The 20,028-nt window shown below is 48.8% G+C and carries 16 protein-coding genes and 1 pseudogene; 10 read left to right on the forward strand and 7 right to left on the reverse strand.

Translation table 11 applies throughout. The features are described 5' to 3' along the window. Positions 1-359: 359 nt before the first annotated feature. Positions 360-1,568: a hypothetical protein gene (locus O3276_RS09330; protein WP_269675387.1), complete on the reverse strand. Its 1,209-nt coding sequence runs from the start codon at positions 1,566-1,568 to the stop codon at positions 360-362. A 262-nt stretch (positions 1,569-1,830) separates the two neighbouring features. Here O3276_RS09330 and astA point away from each other — a divergent pair, with 262 nt between their 5' ends. Genes astA through astB form a run of 3 tightly spaced genes read left to right on the forward strand, consistent with a single transcriptional unit; the run spans position 1,831 to position 5,770 of the window. Beyond that, complete coding sequence (astA, locus tag O3276_RS09335; RefSeq protein ID WP_269675388.1) at positions 1,831-2,886, forward strand: arginine N-succinyltransferase; 1,056 nt, start codon at positions 1,831-1,833, stop codon at positions 2,884-2,886. Positions 2,887-2,911: 25 nt separating this feature from the next. Next, complete coding sequence (gene astD / locus O3276_RS09340; protein ID WP_269675389.1) at positions 2,912-4,393, forward strand: succinylglutamate-semialdehyde dehydrogenase; 1,482 nt, start codon at positions 2,912-2,914, stop codon at positions 4,391-4,393. 36 nt (positions 4,394-4,429) lie between these two features. After that, positions 4,430-5,770 carry an N-succinylarginine dihydrolase gene (gene astB / locus O3276_RS09345; RefSeq protein WP_269675390.1) on the forward strand — a complete coding sequence of 447 codons (1,341 nt, stop codon included), beginning with the start codon at positions 4,430-4,432 and terminating at the stop codon, positions 5,768-5,770. 128 nt (positions 5,771-5,898) lie between these two features. Here astB and O3276_RS09350 read toward each other — a convergent pair whose 3' ends face one another. The 3 genes from O3276_RS09350 to O3276_RS09360 all read right to left on the reverse strand — a co-directional run bounded on the left by O3276_RS09350 (position 5,899) and on the right by O3276_RS09360 (position 9,954). Continuing rightward, positions 5,899-6,540 (reverse strand): glutathione S-transferase family protein, encoded by a 642-nt coding sequence (locus O3276_RS09350; RefSeq protein WP_269675391.1) that lies wholly within the window; start codon positions 6,538-6,540, stop codon positions 5,899-5,901. Positions 6,541-6,731: 191 nt separating this feature from the next. After that, complete coding sequence (locus O3276_RS09355; protein WP_269675392.1) at positions 6,732-7,424, reverse strand: RING finger domain-containing protein; 693 nt, start codon at positions 7,422-7,424, stop codon at positions 6,732-6,734. 562 nt (positions 7,425-7,986) lie between these two features. Further along, on the reverse strand, positions 7,987-9,954 hold the full coding sequence (locus O3276_RS09360) for a hypothetical protein (protein WP_269675393.1): 1,968 nt from the start codon (positions 9,952-9,954) through the stop codon (positions 7,987-7,989). 315 nt (positions 9,955-10,269) lie between these two features. Here O3276_RS09360 and O3276_RS09365 point away from each other — a divergent pair, with 315 nt between their 5' ends. From O3276_RS09365 to O3276_RS09380, 4 genes are all read left to right on the forward strand, one after another. Further along, positions 10,270-11,196: a hypothetical protein gene (locus O3276_RS09365; RefSeq protein ID WP_269675394.1), complete on the forward strand. Its 927-nt coding sequence runs from the start codon at positions 10,270-10,272 to the stop codon at positions 11,194-11,196. Between the two features lie 139 nt (positions 11,197-11,335). Further along, a complete protein-coding gene (locus tag O3276_RS09370; protein ID WP_269675395.1) occupies positions 11,336-11,680 on the forward strand; it encodes a hypothetical protein in 345 nt (114 codons plus the stop codon). Between the two features lie 688 nt (positions 11,681-12,368). Further along, positions 12,369-13,124 carry a hypothetical protein gene (locus O3276_RS09375; protein WP_269675396.1) on the forward strand — a complete coding sequence of 252 codons (756 nt, stop codon included), beginning with the start codon at positions 12,369-12,371 and terminating at the stop codon, positions 13,122-13,124. Positions 13,125-13,332: 208 nt separating this feature from the next. After that, positions 13,333-13,692, forward strand: a complete 360-nt coding sequence (locus O3276_RS09380; RefSeq protein WP_269675397.1) for a hypothetical protein — start codon at positions 13,333-13,335, stop codon at positions 13,690-13,692. Positions 13,693-13,865: 173 nt separating this feature from the next. Here the strand turns inward: O3276_RS09380 and groL are convergent, their stop codons facing one another. After that, positions 13,866-15,509: a chaperonin GroEL gene (gene groL, locus O3276_RS09385; protein WP_101744973.1), complete on the reverse strand. Its 1,644-nt coding sequence runs from the start codon at positions 15,507-15,509 to the stop codon at positions 13,866-13,868. Between the two features lie 61 nt (positions 15,510-15,570). Beyond that, positions 15,571-15,864, reverse strand: a complete 294-nt coding sequence (locus tag O3276_RS09390; protein WP_101744992.1) for a co-chaperone GroES — start codon at positions 15,862-15,864, stop codon at positions 15,571-15,573. A gap of 25 nt (positions 15,865-15,889) precedes the next feature. Between O3276_RS09390 and O3276_RS09395 the strand changes: the two genes are divergently transcribed. Then, on the forward strand, positions 15,890-16,033 hold the full coding sequence (locus O3276_RS09395) for a hypothetical protein (protein WP_269675398.1): 144 nt from the start codon (positions 15,890-15,892) through the stop codon (positions 16,031-16,033). Positions 16,034-16,202: 169 nt separating this feature from the next. On the opposite strand, the gene O3276_RS09400 is transcribed toward O3276_RS09395, so the two are convergent. After that, complete coding sequence (locus O3276_RS09400) at positions 16,203-16,700, reverse strand: FxsA family protein (RefSeq protein ID WP_269675399.1); 498 nt, start codon at positions 16,698-16,700, stop codon at positions 16,203-16,205. Between the two features lie 280 nt (positions 16,701-16,980). On the opposite strand from O3276_RS09400, the pseudogene O3276_RS09405 reads away from it, so the two are divergent. Together O3276_RS09405 and rep are read left to right on the forward strand one after the other, a co-directional pair. After that, positions 16,981-17,741, forward strand: a pseudogene (locus O3276_RS09405) (SDR family oxidoreductase). 182 nt (positions 17,742-17,923) lie between these two features. Further along, on the forward strand, positions 17,924-19,936 hold the full coding sequence (rep, locus tag O3276_RS09410; protein WP_269675400.1) for a DNA helicase Rep: 2,013 nt from the start codon (positions 17,924-17,926) through the stop codon (positions 19,934-19,936). Positions 19,937-20,028: the final 92 nt, after the last annotated feature.

Below are 20,028 nucleotides of genomic sequence, written 5' to 3' on the forward strand. Positions count from 1 at the left end.
CTACCGCCCGTCGAATTTAAGGCGCTATACCGAAACAGCCTGATTCAGATATTTGAAGTCCCCAGCACACCGGATTGTTAAACGACCATCAGGGTTAACCTGCGGCTTAAATCGCTCAGACAGGCGCTACCTATAAAACCTGATATGTATTATGTGTAACAACTGCATAAGCAGCTATATCACAGTGAAATGGGCTGGTATTTAATGACGTATGGTCAATCAAATGAAGCAAGGGATTCTACCGCTATCGCAGATCATTGCAATAAGTGGAGAGACTGGCACAATTAATCTGATAACAACCTCTCCCTCTTGCAAATAGAGGTCTGAAAGCTGTATTTACCGGTGTTTTTAATATCACATCACGCCGCAGATACAAGGTCAGCATTGCCATTGGCTCTTCTCAAACGTGCCGCAGCCCGATCAATCTCATTGATATCCTGATCCCTGTAGCGCTCATAATCATTCAGCGCCTGTCGGTAGCCTGCTTCGATCTGCTCAGGCGTCAATTCTCCCTCCGCCGGTAAACCCAGCAAATTCCGGTCTATTTTGTCTTGCTCCCGGGCCTGATGAACCAGCCTGGCCTGCAACTCCCGCCTTTTTGCCTCCTGCAAATCCCGTTGTGTGACAAATCGATATAATTGTTCCTGAGCGTGTTTGACCAGACTCACCTCCCGGTCAAAGAGCTCTTTTGGTAGTCCTGACTGCGCTTTCTCATTGCAACGGGCTTCTGCCGCCTGATAAATATCGTCTTTGGTAACTGCCTCTATATCCTGATGAATTCTCAGCAGCTGTATTGCTGCACCGATATTCTCAGGAGGTGGCATGGGAAAGTAATTCGACGACTCTGTATTCCCAACCAACCTGTCTCTGATAGGGCGATTAATAAAGCTGTCTTTATGGTAAAGACGCCCCTCATTCATTTCATGATTGGAGAGAAATACAAAATCCAGGGCTACCTTGGCGCATCCCAGAAACCTCAGGCCAAAAGCGGTGCCTGCAGCTACTGCTCCCGTAGCCAGAATACTGTAGGGAGACAGAGTGATTAACGACGTGAAAAAACCAAGTAAACTGCCATAGACCCCACCAACCACCATGCGACTGCCAAAATACGTCAGTTTATTTTCATCACAGCGTTCCCCCTGAAACGGCAAGTGTCTCAGCCAGCGAAAGCTCAGAAAATCCCCAAGAACAGGCAGATCCTCTATCGGGAGTCTGTCTAATAGTACGGGCAGGCGATCCGTTGGGAACTGATCACTTGAATAATATCGCAGTACGGCCTCCCCTATCGCTTCACAAGCCATAATAATGATGCCGGTCAGGGCCGATTTAAGAATGATCGGCAAGGCCATCATACCAACCATAAACGTAGCGCCAGCCATGGCCCAGACAGCGAGATAGCCGGCCCAGTTGAAAGCGTCCATAATATGCCACATGCTCGTTTCTACGGCACAGACAACCCTGCTGAACAGCGACTTACAGCGCTCAGTAAAAGAGAAGGGTTCTTTTGGTATAGAGGTTCCATCAGGCTCGCCGGGTGCAATACTGCTACTGGCAATTGCAGGCTGCACAGAAGAGGATTCACTCGGCTCACGAGGCCGCGGAACCACAGGCAAAAGAACGGGTGACTGAATCATAGGTGTTTTTGGTGAACTGTTTTTACCACTAACAAAGTGAGCGAAACGGTATCATTTCCTGAATTATTGAAGCTAAACTATAGGTGCATTTTTTCTCTTTGCAGGGTCTTTCCATCAATAAAAGTTGAAGTAACCCAGGTCTCTTTATGATGTCGCGATAACTAACTGACTATTAAAACAAAGGCAAAGTCTGACTATGATTGTTATTCGTCCCATTCATGAGCAGGATCGTGAGGCCCTCTGGCAAATTGCCAACCAGACGGGTGCCGGATTCACCTCCCTGCAACCTCACCGCCCCATGGTTGATAATAAACTGGCATGGGCACTCACCTCCTTTAAGCAGGCTTCGCTGGCAGCATCGCAGGAAACAGGTACTTCTGCATCAGAACCGAAAAATAATCTCTATCTGTTTGTGATGGAAGATACCGAAACCGGTCAGGTTATGGGCACTGCGGGTATCGAGTCCGCCGTCGGGCTTGAGGCTCCCTGGTATAACTACAAGGTAAGCAAACAGGTTCATGCCTCACAACAACTGGATGTCTACACCATGGTGGACACCCTGATGCTCTGCAGTGACCATACCGGCTTTTCCGAACTTTGTACGCTCTTTTTGCTGCCGGATTATCGTCATTCCAAAAACGGTACGTTTCTTTCTAAGAGTCGCATGTTGTTTATGGCGGCCTTTCCGGAACTGTTTGCTGAAGGCCTCTTTGCAGAGATGCGTGGCTACTGTGATGATCAGGAAGTGTCTCCTTTCTGGGAAGCCCTGGGCCGTCACTTCTTTGCCGTGGACTTTGCCGAAGCTGATCGCCAGTCCACCGTCGATAAAGCGTTTATTGCCGAGCTGATGCCTCGCCACCCAATCTACACCAATTTGCTGCCGAATGAAGCCAGGGAGGTCATTGGTGTTACCCATGAAAGCACAACGCCTGCCCGACATCTGCTGGAATCTGAAGGCTTCTACTACACTGGCTATGTGGATATTTTTGATGGAGGTCCGCTACTGGAAGCCAGAGTCAAGGACGTACGCTCAGTAAGAGATTCACGACAGTACAAAGTTAAAATTGTTGAGAACAACACAACGGATCAGCGCCGCTGGCTGATAGCCAATAGTGAGTTGAAAGACTTTCGCTGCATCATGGGCCATCTTTCCTACGAAGGACTGGAGTTTGTCATGATCACTAAAGAGCAGGCATCAGCGCTGAACATTGAAGAAGGCCAATTGCTGCGGGTAGTGCCTTTATCCAGCTAGTCAACGAATTGAGAGGATTACGACCATGGCAGACACAAATGAACAACAATGCCTGTTTATCAATGGACAGTGGCTTAAGGCAAAGGGCAAACCCTTTTCATCCGAAAATCCGGGAACAGGCAATGTGCTCTGGCAAGGAGCCAGTGCCACCACGGAGCAAGTAGACCAGGCAATAAGTGCCGCCCGGGAAGCCAGTCATCATTGGGCCTTTCGCCCATTTCAAGAACGAGAGGCGTTCATTAAGGCGTTTGCCAATGAGCTGGAGCAGAATAAAGAGGCCCTGGCAGAAATCATTGCCAAAGAAACTGGTAAGCCGCTCTGGGAAGCCAAAACGGAAGCGGCTGCTATGGCCGGGAAAATCGCCATTTCAATAAAAGCCTACCATGAGCGAACGGGGACCGTTGAAAATGCCATGCCCGTAGGAAAAGCCGTGATTCGTCACAAGCCACATGGGGTTGTTGCGGTATTTGGCCCCTACAACTTTCCGGGCCACCTTCCCAATGGGCATATTGTTCCCGCACTGCTGGCTGGCAACACCGTGGTTTTCAAGCCCAGTGAGTTAACACCGGCCGTTGCGGAATACACGATAAAACTCTGGCAGCAGGTGGGAATACCCGACGGAGTTATCAATCTGGTTCAGGGAGAAAAAGAAACTGGCATCGCCCTGGCCGGGCACCCCGGTCTTGATGGTCTGTTTTTCACCGGCAGCTCAAACACCGGCAAGATGATCCACCAGCAGTACGGCGGCCAGCCGGGTAAAATTCTGGCGTTGGAAATGGGCGGCAACAATCCGCTGATTGTCACCGAGATGTCAGATATCAAAGCCGCAGTACACGACACTATTCATTCAGCCTTTATTACCGCCGGTCAGCGCTGTACCTGTGCCCGCCGACTTTTTGTTCCCACAACGCCCTGGGGGGATCAGTTTGTTGATGCGCTGACCGTAGCGGCAGCCAATATCAAAGTAGGTCAATGGGATGATCAGGAAGTGCCGTTTATGGGAGCGCTTATCTCTGAAGCAGCGGCCAAACAGATATTGTCAGCCCAAGAAACGCTGCAAAAGCTGGGCGGCAACAGCCTGCTGTTATCAACACATCTTCAAGCGGAAACCGGCTTAGTCTCTCCGGGTATTATTGATGTGACCAATATCAAAGACCTTCCCGATGAAGAGTACTTTGGCCCACTGTTGCAAATTATTCGTTACGATCGTTTTGAAGATGCCGTTGCAGACGCCAATAACACCCGTTTTGGTCTTTCTGCCGGATTGTTCAGTGAAGCACCAGAGCAGTACCAGTTCTTTTTGCAGAGAATACGTGCAGGTATCGTTAACTGGAACCGGCCAATTACCGGTGCCAGCAGTGCTGCACCTTTTGGTGGCCCCGGTGACAGTGGCAACCACCGCCCCAGTGCCTATTTCGCTGCCGATTACTGCGCCTACCCGGTAGCCAGTGTTGAGTCGGAGTCACTGAGTATGCCCAAAGAACTCGCACCCGGGCTCGATTTGTAAACAGGCCCCACAGACCCAATGGTGAAGTAGTCAATAATGAAAACAATAGAAGCCAACTTTGACGGACTGGTGGGCCCTACCCACAACTATGCAGGGTTATCCCGGGGTAACAAGGCCTCAATCCATTATGCGGGCAAAGTAGCAAACCCAAGGGAAGCGGCTCTCCAGGGTCTGGAGAAAATGAAGGCGCTCAGTGAACTGGGCTTTATCCAGGGTGTGTTAGCCCCCCAGGAGCGGCCGGATATTGCCACACTGCGAAGGCTCGGTTTCACCGGCAGTGATTCACGAGTTCTGTCTGACGCGGCACAACAGATGCCAGCAGTTCTGGCAGCCTGCTGCTCTGCTTCCAGCATGTGGGCCGCTAATGCAGCGACGGTCTCCCCCAGTGCGGACTGCGCTGATGGTAAAGTGCATTTCACGCCCGCTAACTTAATCAATAAATTCCACCGTTCCATTGAGCATGACGTGACCGGAAAAATACTAAAAGCGACGTTTAATAACCCGGACCACTTTGTTCACCACCAGGCTCTACCATCCACCGAATACTTTGGTGATGAAGGGGCCGCGAACCACACCCGCTTTTGCCATGAACATGGCGAACAGGGCGTTGAATTTTTCGTTTATGGCCGGGAAGCATTTAACCCGCAAAGTACCTCACCACAGAAATACCCTGCCCGCCAGAGTCTTGAAGCCAGTCAGGCTGTCGCCCGCCTGCACCAGCTTGATCCGGACAAAGTGGTATTTGCCCAGCAAAACCCCGCGGTTATTGATCAGGGCGTTTTTCATAATGATGTTATCGCTGTGGGCAACCACAACCTGCTGTTCTGCCATGAACAGGCATTTGTGGAGCAGGCTGGTGTCTATGAGTCATTAAGAAAGGCCTATGGGTCGCAGGACTTCCACATTGTTGAAGTGACGGAGCAACAGGTTTCAGTAGCCCAGGCAGTTGGAACTTACCTGTTCAATAGCCAACTGCTGTCGCTGGACCATGGCGGGACAATGATCGTTGTCCCCTCTGAGTGTGAAAATGAACCCGCTGTCTGGAACTACCTGCAAACCATACTCAACGACGCAAGTTGCCCAATTACGGATCTGAAGGTTTTTGATCTGCGCCAAAGTATGAATAACGGCGGAGGTCCGGCCTGCCTGCGACTGAGAGTCGTATTAAACAACCAGGAACTGGCAGCGACCAATCAACACTGTCTGATCAACAACCAGCACTTTGCCACCCTCAGCCGCTGGGTCAAAAAGTACTATCGTGACCAGTTGTCTGAAAAAGACCTGGCCGACCCGCTTTTACTGACAGAATCCCGAACGGCCCTGGATGAACTGACACACATTCTTAACCTGGGTTCAGTCTATCCATTCCAGAATTAATAACCATCAAGCGTATGTAAGGAACAGTTCTGAAATAACTTCCACGTTTCTACAGACACTGCCCGAAAAGCCAGAACCGCTTGTGCTTTTACGGGCAACGGGTGGCGGGAAGCGGGCACCGATCTTTTTTACTTAACGCCAAACACTTTTTTATCTTCTGCAATCCGGTGCGCCACGGCCGGATGCTGGAAAATACGATCAATATAAGCCGCCAGCCCCGGATACTCAGCAGAGTCAATCTGGACTCCAGCATGGATGAGATTAATAAAGTGGCTGGCCAGGGCAATATCAGCCAACTGAACCTCCCCTCCAAACAGAAAGTCAGTTTCCGGAACCTGGGATTCCAGATAACCACAAATCTCTGGCAGTTTGGTTTGTAAAACTTCCTGCACTTTGTCTTCATCAGCAGGCTGGTTAATCAGCTTCTTGGCAACACGCTCAAAAAAGACCGTTCCCAGTACCTGGAGCATCGCCGTATCGGCATACTCTTCAAACCAGCGGGCCCTGGCTTTTTCCTCCGGCGTCTTTGGGTAGAGAGCCTGTTCCGGATAACGGTCCTCAAGGTACTCACAGATCACCGAGGAGTCAGCAATCGTCACCTTGTCATCTTCCCAGGCAGGAATTTTTTTCAGGGGACTGATTTTTTCAAAGCCTTTCGGTTTCATAAACGGGGTAACCGGCACCAACTCATAGTCAAGTTGTTTTATTTCGAGAGCCAGCAGTACTTTTCGAACCATGGGTGACAGTGGCACCCCATAAAGCTTACTCATGGTCACATCCTCTATAATTATTGTTTTCAACCAACCGCTATCCTACCTTTTACTCCAGCCTTTGCAATATCCAGAAAACCGGAACATGACCTTCCCGCCCTTATAAGGCGATTTTCTGCGCAATGAGCAAAACATTAAAAAATGCTCATTACGGGCAACTTTCATAGTGAACACAGTCAATAGGAGAGGTATTACGGCCCCAGATACGCGGTTACTGCCAAGGCTCCCATGCTAATACCCGATGCGGCCATCAGCCCTCCGGCCATGCCATTGATGCCTGAATCAATACCAGAGGCAAGAAGACTGGAACTATCAGGGCGTACCAAGGCACCAACAAAGAAGCCGGCAAGGCCAGCAGCGCAAATGCCAAGGGCTCCGCCTTTGCTCATGGAAACGGCCAAACTGCGACGACCGTTTGTGGACAGGGTTGTGTAACCACAGGCCAATGCAGCACCAGCTAACATATGAGAAACGCCGATGCCGCCAATGGAATAACCCGCGACCATATAGGCAGCGTCCGGCTGATAAGGAAGAAATCGAGCAAAGGTGTTGATCAATCCCCCTCCAGTGGTAAAGACCATGCTGCCAAGTGCGAAGGGACTGTCCAGAAAGTTAGTCCTGAGGTACGAGGCAGTAGCTGGTACTGTTCTTATTAAACGCCTGGTTATGGTGATACTCCTGCCATGTATCTGATCAAGGTCGAGCGGTGCCCGGCAGGCAGGGCAGGTCGGGTTGTTGCTTCCCCAGCGAATAATACACGATCGGCCAAAAACGTGATGACAATTCAGGCTGACTGCATCATGGCCAGGCTGGCTGGTAAAATCTTCCATGCAAATCAAACAGTGACTCACACTATGATTGGCAGGAACAGAGCTTATTTCCATGTATATTTTCCTGTTTTGATTGGCCGCACGTCGTTGTTCATTCACTGGATAAATTGGCCATTGGTATCCAGACGCTTTTTCATCTGGACATTTTTTCCCGGAAATAGTTCAACGGTGATTCATTATTGCGGTTATTCCGTTTGAGGATATGGAAATCCATGAACAAGACATCTGCAAGGCGGATATAGTCAGATCAAGGGTGGCTGTTGATCAAGATCCAGCGAGGATTTGGTATTTGCCAATGGTGAACCCTGTCACTGCACCAATAAAGAACTGCTCATCAGTGCAGAAAGGCCCGACCGCTGAGGGGATTCCGGCGTCCGGCAAAGGCGGCTGGTACTGATCAGTGATCGCCAGGAGGCAACTTAACAGGCGCAAAACTCTTTCGCTAAAGACTGTCTAAGTAGCTGGCCATATGGAATCACATATTTCTGGCTACTTGGGCAGGTGCTATGCGAGGCACAACGGAGGGAGCATAGCCGTAGCTATGTGACCGGAGTTGTAACGAAGCAGAGTGCCTGAACAAGGAGTCAGAAATATGTGATTTCATATGGTTAGCTACTTATCTACTATCAGTAGATTTTTTATCTTCAAACGATTCAGCAAGACTCCCGGGCGGAGGTGGTGGAGGTGGTTGACTAACTGCACTCGAAGCGTCATCCCCTGACGTTTCAGGTATCATGCTACCCTCTGACGGGGCCATAACCTTCGTATCTTCCCGCGCTGGAGATAAACCGGAAGCTTTATCAGCTTCTTTGACACTATTTCTCTTATCGTCATCCTTCTGTTTTTCAGCGTCTAACACTACACCAAAGCCTCTATTCAGCCTATGAAATCCTCGTTCATTACCATTGGATTCAGGCACGCCCAGCGTCGTGCAGAGTTCACTCATAATAAGCTGTGAAAAAACTATCATTTCAAAAGCATAGGGGTCATCAGGATCATTGGTCATTAAATCGGTAACACCCAGCACCTCTGGAAGACGACGGAAAGAGTGTTCAGAGAACGTGCCATCCAGAATCACCTGAGCAAAAATTTTCTGGACTAAAAGCCCCTGGTCGTCCAACGCTTTGATCTTCTGAGCCACGGCACGCTGAGACAGGTTTTGAACGTCCATCACGTCATTGTTGTAAGGATCGAGCTCAAGGTACTTATGGGTAGCAACGTCAATGGCCAGTTTTATCGGTTGAGCCATAGCCTCGTCTCTTATCTTTTTACGTACCTGATCTTTCGACGCATTCTGCCAATCACTGTTTTCGGTATAACAGGCAAACAACGCACGGAATAAGCCGACACCATCATCATCCTTCACCTGTAACATGCGGGCGGATGATCGCGGTTCTCCCGTTTTATCACCAGAACGTCTGCGAGGATTTGAGCGTTGCGGGCTGGTCCGGGAAGATACCGAGACACCAGAATCATCATCACTCTCAGGCTTGCCTTGTAAACGTTGTTCCAACTCCGCCATTAACATCGCTTTGTCATCAAGAATTTCTTCACTGGTGTTTTTTTCTTGCCGATACCAGGCATAACCGAGGTCGCTGTATGCTTTTCTGGCTCTTTCAACCCGTTTCAAGTGATCAGCGTCAAGAAGACTTTCATCCCCAAAAGCTGAATCCCCCTCGTCAGGAACTGTCAATGCCCTCTCAGGATCATTGGTAATTTTAATAGAAGGACTTGGCTTCACAGCCTCGGGAGTACTACGGTGCTCTGGTCTATCGGAAGAATGCTGGCTGCTGCCATCAAAAGAAAGGCTGATAATCGGGTATTGTATGGCATGATAGCGAGCCTGGAAGCCCAGAAGCTCTTGCTCGGATGAGCCGGTCTGCGCCAGCTGGGAAAGAAGAGTATTCAATTCCCGGGCACCATCAGTAATTGCCTGCTCGATAAGACCCGCATCATAAGCAGACTGCTTTTCTGATTTCAACTCATTTACTAACCCCAGAGATCCGTGCAACCATGACTGCAAGTCCGATAAATCCAGATTATCCAGTTCAGGTGGAATTAAACGAACCCGTTGCCCACCGGGTAAATTAAAGGTTACTTTGACATCATTCGAATTATTTTCTTTCAGTTTTTTAATGGCCTTCTTGTGCGCTTTTTTAAATGCAGCCTTTAAATCGTCATTTGAAAGATCCCATTTGCCATTCATTTCTTCCTTGATTTTTTCCAGTGCAGTGATTGATGCATCTATGTATTTCATCTCCTCCTTTTTTCGGAAGCCTTGTTCCAGTGGCTTATCATCGGCCAAAAGCCTATTCAGATCACGTTTGATTCCTTCTGCCCCACCCGGTCTATTTTGGGAAACCATACCTCCGGGAGCATTCGCTGGCTGAATATTGTCAGATAACCCACGACTCCTGACAGGGTTATCATTTGTGGGAATGCGCTTTTCGACTGGATGATGAGGAGAGACGGTTTGCCTGGTGGACGTTTGACCTGTCTGGGCTGTTTCTCCAGCACCGGAATGAGGTGGAAGCACTGAAGGACCAACGGGTGTTCCAGATGGCGGCGAGCCTGGAGGGTTCATAGAAAATCCTTTTCAATCAACGTTGATTCAGTTAAGAGTCCATTATTAAGTTAGTTTAAAACATGCCAGCCCTTTACGATGAATATAACAATATTATAAAAAACAAAATATTAGAAATATTTGTTTTTTTGACAAGCAACCTACAGAAACCAGGAAAAATTCAAAATGTGACACTTGCTCAGCACCTCACACAGCCAATTAAAAATAAAGCACCCACTACTTGATAAACAAAAAGATCAAGAACATATTTTTATAAAGAAGTGAATCATCATCAGATGACCACCTTATGCAGCAATACCATTTTCAGGTAAGCCTATGATTAATCTCTTGATCAAATTATTCATAATACCTTTTTTTCTTGTTGCTCCTGCCGCATGGTTTGGATTTAAACTTTATGCTGAAACCCAGTTGATATCAGCAATAGACAAATACAAACCTGTAATATCTGATTACGCAGAAGTTGAGTTTGATACCGTTAATGTTCATATATCCGGCAAAGTATCAATAACAAAAATCACATTAACGCCTAAAAAAACGCTCAAAACCCCAATCACTATAAAAAGGTTAACCGTCGTTTTCCCAAGCACTTTGACAATGATGAAGACAGTGTATGATGTCAGCACTGGAGAACTCTCAGAGCTGCCTGATTCCCTGCGCGTCCAGTATGATGGAATTCAACTGCCACTGGAGGGTAATGAAGAGTTTTATACCTTATTCAATGATCAACGCCAGTTACGACTCAAACAAGAGCTGGGCAGCATAGTAGAACCTACCTGTGGTATTGAATATATTGTCGGCCTGAATGAATTTCAACAGATGGGCATTGATACACTCATTGACAGACATTTCTGGGAATATAAATATACCCCCGAAAATCAGAAACTGTTTGTACGATTGGGTATCAGCGCCACAAATCTATACAAGGCATCACTTCAGGCAAACTTTTACAAAAAAGGATCCCTTGTTATCAACGACTTTGTGCAAATACCCTCCCTGACCAATGCTGAACTGACCTATCAGGACGAGGGCCTGATCAGAATGAGCAGCCAGCATTGTGCCAATAGCTCAGGTATTTCCAAAGACGCATACATTAGCCGTATAACCAATCTGCCAGACAGCTTTTACTTCTATAAAGCAGGCATTGTTCCTAATGAAGCGATGAAAAATGCCTACATCAACTTTCTGAAGAATCCTGACACAGTGACCATCAAGGCGCATTTCCCCCCCCAACTTCCATCCTAAGGCCTTATCTGTCTATGACACTGAGCTCTGGGTTTCATCATTTGGTCTCACTCTGCTGGTGAACAACAGCCCCGTCTCTCCCTTTGAAATCATCACCCCGGGGCAATTTGGCCCGGCAAAGGATTCAGGTGATATGGACATGACGGAATCCTCTTCCAGGAATACCAATACAAATGTCAAGAAGGAGTGGCCGTCTCAGCCAGCCCATGGAGAAGCATCCAAAACCTACTTTTTTGTTGATGAACTGCCTGCAACCAATCAGGAACCGGAATTACTGAACCCGCAGTCCAGTGACATTCCAATCTATGAGTTACCAAATCATATTGGTGCCTGGTTAGAGGTTTATGTCAAACCGTCGAAACGTTTCAGCGGAGAACTGCTTGGCGTCGAACGTGAAAGACTGTTACTGAAGGTACGATCTGCCGGGGGCAGCATAACAATGCCCATTAAACTGCATCGCATTAAATCGATTACGGCCAGATAAAAAAGCCTACGTTTACTTGATACTGATACCCGATACGAGCTATTACCCTGCATCACAACATTTCTTAATACGGCACCTCAGTTTTTGAGGTGCCCATAAGCAAGATCGATGATCGTAAAGTTTCCCACGTTATGAGAGAAGCCATCCGCATTGAAGATATCACTGATAGCTATAACAAAAATTATAATTGTCTGAAATAATTATTGGATAGAGTGTTTATGAGAGAAACTAATACAAAAAGAAAATGTCTTAAACTGGAATTCAATAATTTGATAATTCAATGGATCACTTTACTCAATTACTGCCATTCGAGGTTGCTTTTGGCGAGCCCTATATGAGCTCACAAGAACCAAAGTGCCAAGATGAACAACAGCCGACGTATCAAGGGATACCTGTTCAGGTGCTGAGCACTCCCTTTCATGTTTACCATAGTCAATCAGACAGACACAACAATAACCCTGATCCATTTGGTTCATTGAATAAATATAATATTGCATTTCTAACTCATGCCGATCAGGAAGCCCCACATAGAACTGATATTTCTGAGGTTCCACAGTCAGGACTAAATGAATATTCTTTTTGCCATTCTGACACTAACCCCTTAGAGGATGCGCTACTTTCAACGCCAGACACCCCCCTTACTCAGCTGCTATGCATATTGGGGAGCGAGCTTGAGGTTAACGAGCCAATGCCACCGAGCCATTCTGCCCCGGATTATCAGTTAACTAATCTTCCTGACATGCTCTCTAACCCACAAAATTCAGGGCCAGTTACTGTAGTTAACCTGCAAAACCAGAACCAGACGACAATTGATAATCAAACGCCCCAGGCAGTAGAAGATGTTAGTAATAACACTTCAGCAGTTGAGCACCAAAAGAGCTATCAGAATCATCCTGATCACTCAAAGCGCATCAGGGCATACCAAAGAAGGAGTCATTATCGGAATAATTCAGCTTACGCAAAACGCCAGAGGGATAAACAGAGGGAGCGTTATCGCAATGATCCCGATTACGCAGAACGCGTAAGGGAGCGCCAAAGGGAGCGCCTCAAAGATCCCGTTTATGTTGAACGCAATAACAGGCGGCAGAGGGAGCGTTACCATAATGATCCCGATTTCGCAGAACGCATGAGGAAGCGCATGAAAGAGAACATGCGGAAGCGTTGCCAGAATGATCCCGGTTACTCAGAACGCATGAAAAAGCGCATGAAGGAGCGTTTGAAAGATCCTGATCCTGCCAAGCTGGAGAGCGATAAGATGCGCAAAAGGGAGCGCCAAATAGAGCTTTGCAAAGATCTTGCTGACATTGAGCGTAAAAACAGGCTGGCGAGGGAGCGCCGGAAGGAGCGTCGCAAAGATCCCGCCTACGTTGAACGCCAGAGAGAGTACCCAGGGAATACCGAAGGAAGCGCCGTAGTGAGCTTCGCAAAGACCCCACTTGCGTAGCTATCGCATATACCAATCCTTTTAATCATGAATTATGCAAGGTTACAAATAAATATTGAATGGGTAATATCAAGGAGGAACTTTTAAACCTGTTCCTACCTATATTCCTGATAATGAACATTTTTCTATCCGGTCAAATTTAGGTCTAAGTCCATTAGCCCTGCAAAGCTCATCAGCTGTTGATAACAAACTTCATCCGACATAAATAATGTATAACCTGGAATCTGCCGATGCTTTTTTTGAGCCAGCAACACCCGTTGTAATTATTAACCCCCAACCAGAAAACGTACAGTATCAACAACCCACTCCCCCTGCCGGGATTGACTGTGCGACGGAACACTCTTTTCATGCTAACGAATACCACAAAGAGCTTCACAAACATCCCACATACGCACAACACTACAAGGAGCGCCAAAGAAAACGCCAAAGAGAGCTTCGCAAAAATCCTGCTTACGCACAACGCGAAAATGAGCGCAGAAGAGAACGCTACAAGAATGATCCTGCTTACGCAAAGAAGATAAGGGATCGCGAAAGGGGGTTCCAAAGAAAACGTCGAAGAGAACTCTGAGGACAGGTTTTTTTATAAGAGAGAGGCCGGTATCCGGTCATGATTCAGACCGAATACCGGTTGGATTGACATGCTATTTTCTACTGGAGGTGGAACGACCAAACACCTGATAAGTGAGTGGTCGTTTGCGGTGTAACCCAGTCAGGCTAGCTACCTGCACGACTCTCGTCGCACTACATCATGCCGCCCATGCCACCCATACCGCCCATGCCGCCCATATCAGGCATAGCTGGCGCGTCGTCCTGTGGCTCATCAGCAACCATGGCAGCAGTAGTGATCATCAGGCCTGCAACAGAAGCTGCTGCCTGCAGGGCAGAACGGGTAACCTTGGCTGGATCCAGGATACCCATTTCGATCATGTCGCCGTATTCACCGGTAGCAGCGTTGTAACCGAAGTTACCAGAACCCGCCTTAACCTTGTCAACAACCACAGAAGCTTCGTCACCAGAGTTGGTAGCGATCTGACGGATCGGGCCTTCCAGGGCACGCAGGATCAGCTCAACACCGGCACGCTGCTCAGCGTTAATGGTTTCAACGTTGATGGCAGACAGGGCGCGAACCAGGGCTACACCGCCACCGGCAACCACACCTTCTTCAACCGCAGCACGGGTAGCGTGCAGGGCATCTTCAACGCGGGCTTTCTTCTCTTTCATCTCAACTTCGGTAGCAGCGCCTACCTTAACAACGGCAACACCGCCAGCCAGCTTGGCTACGCGCTCCTGCAGCTTCTCTTTGTCGTAGTCAGAAGAAGAGTTTTCGATCTCGGCACGGATCTGCTCAACACGGGCAACGATGTCAGCCTGAACGCCAGCGCCGTCAACGATGGTGGTGTCTTCTTTGGTAATCTGTACACGCTTGGCAGTACCCAGGTCATCCAGAGTTGCCGTTTCCAGAGACAGGCCTACCTCTTCAGAGATAACCGTAGCGCCAGTCAGGATAGCGATGTCCTGCAGCATGGCCTTGCGACGGTCACCAAAGCCCGGTGCTTTGACAGCAGTGACTTTCACGATACCGCGCATGTTGTTCACCACCAGAGTCGCCAGGGCTTCGCCTTCAACGTCTTCAGCAATGATCATCAGTGGCTTGCCAGCTTTGGCAACGGATTCCAGAACCGGCAGCAGTTCGCGGATGTTGGAGATTTTCTTGTCAACCAGCAGGATGAATGGGCTTTCCAGTTCAGCGGACATTCTTTCCTGGTTGTTGATGAAGTATGGAGACAGGTAGCCACGGTCGAACTGCATGCCTTCAACCACTTCCAGTTCGTTTTCCAGGCCGCTGCCTTCTTCAACAGTGATAACGCCTTCTTTGCCAACTTTTTCCATGGCTTCGGCGATGATCTGGCCAACCAGTTCATCGGAGTTGGCAGAGATAGTACCAACCTGTGCGATGGATTTGCTGTCGGCACAAGGAGTAGACATAGCCTTCAGCTGCTCAACGACAGCAATGACCGCCTTGTCGATACCGCGCTTGAGATCCATTGGATTCATGCCGGCCGCAACGTACTTAAGGCCTTCGTTCAGGATAGACTGAGCCAGAACGGTCGCCGTAGTGGTACCGTCACCGGCCTGATCGTTAGCCTGGGAAGCCACTTCCTTAACCAGCTGGGCGCCCATGTTCTGGAACTTGTCTTTCAGCTCGATTTCCTTGGCCACAGACACACCATCTTTAGTGATGGTAGGCGCGCCAAAAGACTTCTCCAGCAGAACGTTACGGCCCTTGGGACCCAGAGTAGCTTTTACAGCGTCAGCCAGGATGTTGACGCCCTTGAGCATTTCTTTGCGAGCTTCGTCGCCAAATTTAACTTGTTTAGCTGCCATGGTTGGTGACCCTGTGCACTATTTTGTGAAATCGGAAAAATACCGTGTGATTGCCTGACAATCAGCCTTCCAGAACGGCGGAAATGTCACTTTCAGACAGAATGATCAGCTCTTCACCATCAATCTTCACGGTGTTTGAGTCTGCATACTTGCCGAAGATAACCTTGTCACCAACGTTAACGCCAACAGGACGCTTTTCACCATTGTCCAGAAACACGCCATCGCCGACTGCAACCACAATGCCCTGGTTAGGCTTTTCAGCGGCAGAACCTGGCAGTACGATGCCACCAGCAGAGGTAGTTTCTTCTTCGACACGACGAACGACCACGCGATCACGCAACGGACGGATTTTCATCGATTCTTTCTCCAACAGTTTGCTTATGCCGTGCAACCTTTTACAGGCTGCTCGCTATCAACGTAATGGCAGTAAAACGATGTACTATCGCTTCACTATGGCCCGGTTTACCCGAACCTCCCTGGTATGCACCCGGGATGAAGTTTACTTTGGCACAGGCCTTTACTAACAGCTCAAGGCCTTGCCGAAGTCTTATCAGGTGTTCCCCTTAGTATGGGTAGCTGGCGCAGTTTTCAAGAGGCAGATGGAAAAAAAACTGACTTTTCCACAAAACTGAGGTTCTAAACTCAAGAAAGAGTGAAAAATTCGTTATATGCTCGCAAATCAAGGCTTATCAATTAATGGTGCTTTTGGCTTCCGGAACGACCATCATCATTTTCCCGGGTATAGTCCCCATCAATGGTGTGGTTGAGATGGGTTTGATCATGACGCCATGATGGCTCACGACGATACTCAGCCTCATAAATATTGGTGTGCTGCACATTGACCCCGCTCACTTTCAGCCAGCGCCGGATCAGCAGCTGACGAACCGGTGGAATCAACAGGAATACCCCCAGAAAATCAGTGATAAAACCGGGGATCAACAGCAGCAGGCCACCCAGGGCAATAGCCAGGTTTTCCAGCATTTCCATAGCGGGCAGTTCGCCTGCCGCCATCTTCTGCCGGGCTCTTAATGTGGTTCTGAAGCCCTGGCGGCGAATCACTTCGATGCCAATAAATACCGACAGAATAACCAGGGCAACCGCATTCCAGGCTCCGATGATACTGCCTACTTTAATCAGCACCACCATTTCCAGAATGGGTAAAAGGATAAATAGCACAAAGAGGAAGCGCATAAGAGGCCCCGTTAATCATTGGAGCCTCCTATATAAAGGCAGTGTCGTTTTTTTTCAAGGGTTGTCAGGAAGCAGGAAGGTTGTACTCGCCCCTTAATGAAAAAAACTTCTTACCCGGGTACACCAGCCTCGCAAATAAATCAAAAACAACCGGCAAGTCGGTCTCTGTACAGCCCGCCTGCTCTCCAAAGAAAGGATTCTTTTATTATAAATTATTGTCTTTTATTCACATCCGTTTCAGGATAATCAGTGTACCTTCTACCAATAAAACATAAGAACAATGAACATCAAAAATAAAAATATCCTGATCACCGGTGCCGCCAGAGGACTTGGTCTGGCAATGGCCAACTGGTTCGCAGAACGTGGTGCCAATATGGGTCTTATGGACCTTGATACTCCCGAACTTTATCAGGCAGAGGAACTCTGTCGTTCAAAAGGGGTTAAAGCGATAGCACTGCCAGCCAATGTTGCTGAAGAAGCTCAGGTGGAAGCGGCTGTTCAGAAAGCCTCTGCAGAACTCGGCCCATTGAATGGCCTGGTCAACAACGCCGGTATTCTCAGAGATGGCCTGCTGATCAAAGCCAAAGATGGCAAAGTGACCGACAAACTCTCCTTCGACAAATGGCAGTCCGTAATCAATGTTAACCTGACCGGTGTCTTCCTCTGCGGCCGTGAAGTGGCCGCCAGCATGATCGACAGTGGCTCAGAGGGCGTCATCGTCAATATCGCCAGCATTGCCCGTGAAGGGAACTTTGGACAAAGCAACTACTCCGCAGCCAAGGCCGGTGTCTCCGCCATGACCGTGACCTGGTCCAAAGAGCTGGCCAAATACGGCATCCGTTGTGCAGCTGTCGCTCCGGGCGTTATTGAAACCGCAATGACCGGCGGCATGAAGCCAGAAGCCAAAGCCCGGTTAACCGCGGGCATTCCTGTTGGACGCATGGGTACCCGGAAGAGATTGCCCGGACCGTTGGTTTTATTTTTGAAAATGACTATTACAACGGGCGGGTTTTAGAGCTGGATGGTGGGTTAAAACTCTGAAAAATACGTTGTGGGATACTGCCACCGAAAAGCGATCATAAGAAGGTCAATCAAAAGACGATTGGGAGTCGGCCTAAATATATCCCTCTATGCATTGGCCTGAAGACCAGACATATCGCCCACTCCCCTAACCTTGTTATACTGAGACGCTTAATTCCCATGACTTGCCTGAAACAGAACGCGTGCAAAGACTCAATGATCGACAGGCTGAGGCCGTAAAATACATCGATACTCCCCTGCTGGTACTGGCCGGTGCCGGTAGTGGTAAAACCAGTGTTATTACCACCAAAATTGCCTACCTGATTCAACAGTGCGGTATCAGCGCCAAAAACATTGTGGCCGTGACCTTTACCAACAAAGCCGCCCGGGAAATGAAAGAGCGGGTTGGCAAGCTGGTGAAAGGCAAGGCCTCTTCCGGACTGACGGTGTCTACGTTCCATAATCTCGGCCTGAATATTATCCGTCGTGAGTACCAGATTCTTGGCTATAAACCAGGGTTTTCGATTTTTGATCAGCAGGATGCCCGATCACTGATTACCGACCTGATGCAGCGGGACACGTCTGCAGATGATAATGGTGTGGATCAGATCCAGCACTGTATCTCCAACTGGAAGAATGATCTGATCTCCCCGGCCCAGGCGTTACAGATGGCCAGACAGCCCTGGGAGCAGACGGCAGCGATTGTTTATGAACACTACAATCGCATGCTGAAAGCCTATAACTCAGTGGACTTTGATGACCTGATCATGAAGCCGGTGGAGTTATTCAGACATTATCCGGAGGTCCAGCAACGCTGGCAGGACAAAGTTCACTATATGCTGGTGGATGAGTACCAGGACACCAATGGTGCCCAGTATGAGCTGGTCAGGCGACTGGTGGGCGACCGTCGTAAGTTGACCGTCGTGGGTGATGATGACCAGTCCATTTATGCCTGGCGCGGAGCCAAACCAGAAAATCTGGCGCAACTGAAAGAAGACTATCCCAGCTTAAAGGTGATCAAGCTGGAACAGAATTACCGTTCCACCAGCCGTATCCTGAAAGCAGCAAATACCCTGATTGCCAATAACCCACATGTGTTTGAAAAAACATTATGGAGTGAAATGGGGGTCGGGGATGAAATTCGCGTGATTAAATGCCGAAACGACGAAATGGAGTGTGAGCGGATTGCCACAGAGATCATCGCCCACAAACTTCGCCACGATAACAGCTATAAAGATTATGCCGTTCTCTATCGGGGAAATTTTCAGTCGCGGCTGCTGGAGCTGAAACTTCAGCACCATGGTATTCCTTACCACATTAATGGCGGCACCTCGTTCTTTGCCCGGGCAGAAGTGAAAGATATCATGGCCTACCTCCGCCTGCTGATTAATCAGGATGATGACAACGCCTTTCTACGGGTGGTGAATACCCCCAAGCGGGAGATTGGGCCATCGACACTGGAGAAACTGGGCAACTACGCCAACAAACACCACATCAGTATGTACAAAGCCTGTGAAGAAGCGGCCCTTGCCGAGGACCTGGCCCCTCAGTATGTCGACAGGCTGCGACGCTTTACCGGGTGGATGGACGACGTTTCACGACGGCTGCAAATCAGCGAAGACCCTATGCAGGTGGTTCGTGAAATGATTGCTGATAGCGATTATGAAAATTGGCTGATGCAGCACTCCTCAACGCCAGCCCAGGCTGAAAAGCGCATGGCCAATGTCTGGTTTCTGGTGGATGCCCTGCAGCAAACCCTGGAACGGGGTGATGAAGACAGAACGGTTGCCGATGCCATTGCCCGGCTGATTCTGCGGGATATGCTGGAGCGCAATGAGGAAGAGGAAGATGCCGACCGTGTTCAGTTACTGACTCTCCATGCCTCCAAAGGTCTTGAGTACCCCCACGTCTTTATGATGGGAATGGAGGAAGAGCTGCTGCCGCACCGAACCAGTATTGAAGAAGATAATATTGAGGAAGAGCGTCGTCTTACTTATGTCGGCATTACCCGGGCCCGGAAATCACTGACCATGACACTGGCCGGGCAAAGAAAGCAGTTTGGCGAGATCATTGATACGCTGCCCAGCCGCTTCCTGGATGAGTTGCCACAGGAAGACCTGGTGTATACCGGCTTTGATGAATCATCCCGCCGGGAAACCAAAAAAATGGCGGGTAAAATGGGGCTGGATGCGCTTTACAAGTCTATCGGAGTATAAGTAGCCAGAAATATTCAATTCCATATGGCCAGCTACTTAGCCGCCATAAGCAGAAGTGAAGGGCAAGGTTCCCTGCTTCTGTTGCTTTGTAG

It is taken from the genome of Endozoicomonas sp. GU-1, from assembly GCF_027366395.1.
Lineage (GTDB): Bacteria > Pseudomonadota > Gammaproteobacteria > Pseudomonadales > Endozoicomonadaceae > Endozoicomonas.

Excerpts from the sequence above, each read along its gene's own strand:
- O3276_RS09350 (WP_269675391.1), bottom strand. The coding sequence starts at position 6,540 with ATGAGTAAGCTTTATGGGGTGCCACTGTCACCCATGGTTCGAAAAGTA.
- astD (WP_269675389.1), top strand. The coding sequence starts at position 2,912 with ATGGCAGACACAAATGAACAACAATGCCTGTTTATCAATGGACAGTGG.
- O3276_RS09375 (WP_269675396.1), top strand. The coding sequence starts at position 12,369 with ATGCCACCGAGCCATTCTGCCCCGGATTATCAGTTAACTAATCTTCCT.
- O3276_RS09400 (WP_269675399.1), bottom strand. The coding sequence starts at position 16,700 with ATGCGCTTCCTCTTTGTGCTATTTATCCTTTTACCCATTCTGGAAATG.
- O3276_RS09390 (WP_101744992.1), bottom strand. The coding sequence starts at position 15,864 with ATGAAAATCCGTCCGTTGCGTGATCGCGTGGTCGTTCGTCGTGTCGAA.
- astA (WP_269675388.1), top strand. The coding sequence starts at position 1,831 with ATGATTGTTATTCGTCCCATTCATGAGCAGGATCGTGAGGCCCTCTGG.
- O3276_RS09360 (WP_269675393.1), bottom strand. The coding sequence starts at position 9,954 with ATGAACCCTCCAGGCTCGCCGCCATCTGGAACACCCGTTGGTCCTTCA.
- O3276_RS09370 (WP_269675395.1), top strand. The coding sequence starts at position 11,336 with ATGACGGAATCCTCTTCCAGGAATACCAATACAAATGTCAAGAAGGAG.
- O3276_RS09395 (WP_269675398.1), top strand. The coding sequence starts at position 15,890 with ATGCCGTGCAACCTTTTACAGGCTGCTCGCTATCAACGTAATGGCAGT.
- groL (WP_101744973.1), bottom strand. The coding sequence starts at position 15,509 with ATGGCAGCTAAACAAGTTAAATTTGGCGACGAAGCTCGCAAAGAAATG.
- O3276_RS09380 (WP_269675397.1), top strand. The coding sequence starts at position 13,333 with ATGTATAACCTGGAATCTGCCGATGCTTTTTTTGAGCCAGCAACACCC.
- astB (WP_269675390.1), top strand. The coding sequence starts at position 4,430 with ATGAAAACAATAGAAGCCAACTTTGACGGACTGGTGGGCCCTACCCAC.
- O3276_RS09365 (WP_269675394.1), top strand. The coding sequence starts at position 10,270 with ATGATTAATCTCTTGATCAAATTATTCATAATACCTTTTTTTCTTGTT.
- O3276_RS09355 (WP_269675392.1), bottom strand. The coding sequence starts at position 7,424 with ATGGAAATAAGCTCTGTTCCTGCCAATCATAGTGTGAGTCACTGTTTG.